The organism is Sphingomonas sp. AC435, assembly GCF_979253005.1.
The window spans coordinates 1-236 of sequence record NZ_CEEDCJ010000117.1 but is presented as its reverse complement, the minus strand read 5'-3'; the positions used below and the strand labels follow the sequence as shown (position 1 = coordinate 236).

1 protein-coding gene is annotated in these 236 nt (G+C 73.3%); it reads right to left on the bottom strand.

Translation table 11 applies throughout. From position 1 onward, the window contains the following. The coding region (locus tag AC0CH8_RS19145) for a protein adenylyltransferase SelO family protein (protein ID WP_465241235.1) at window positions 1-236 on the bottom strand (236 nt) is incomplete at both ends.

Here is a 236-nt window from a genome sequence, read left to right as displayed (position 1 = left end):
TCGCCGCGGGCCAGCTGCTCGCCCGTCTCGATCAGCGACATAGTGGAGGACGTGGAGACGCCGAGCGCGTCGAGCATCTCCGTCGCCAGCACCTCGCGCACGCCACCTTTCAGCGGCAGGCGACCGTCGCCGACGCGGCTCCATGGCGTCTGCCCCGACCCCGTGGTGCCGAGATCGACCAGCCGGCCGCGATCGTCGCGCATCTGCGCGTGGGTGAAGCCGCGCCCGGCGCCGAG